General features: G+C 37.6%; 1 protein-coding gene. It reads right to left on the bottom strand.

Features of this window, described 5'->3' with window-relative positions; translation table 11 throughout:
- Nucleotides 1-330, bottom strand: a 330-nt coding sequence (locus FJR06_RS07150; RefSeq protein ID WP_168651127.1) for a cadherin repeat domain-containing protein, incomplete at both ends; no start/stop codon positions are given.

Below are 330 nucleotides of genomic sequence, written 5' to 3'. Positions count from 1 at the left end.
TACTAATGGTAAAGACATTATTATCCGTGTCTCCTGCACCGTTTACCAGGCTATAACTGAAGGTATTACCCGTATCAATATCCGTGGTGCTGAAATCTCCGATTACAGTCAGAGAGGCAACATTTTCGTTAACACTGGTATTACTAAGGATGAGATTGGTTGGGGTTTCATTGAGATCATTGACGTTAATAGTTAATTGTTTTTCGTAACTTAACCCCCCTTGGTCTGTGGTTTTGACGCGAATATTGTAACTATTCTTAGTTTCAAAATCGGGGGAAGCATTAATTTTTAGTTGATTGCTACTAATGGTAAAGACATTATTATCCGTGT

The sequence above is a fragment of the Dolichospermum sp. UHCC 0352 genome, from assembly GCF_009711925.1.
Classification (GTDB): domain Bacteria; phylum Cyanobacteriota; class Cyanobacteriia; order Cyanobacteriales; family Nostocaceae; genus Dolichospermum; species Dolichospermum lemmermannii.
Note: the sequence above shows the minus strand (reverse complement) of the source record. Positions and strands in the feature narration are given on the sequence as shown.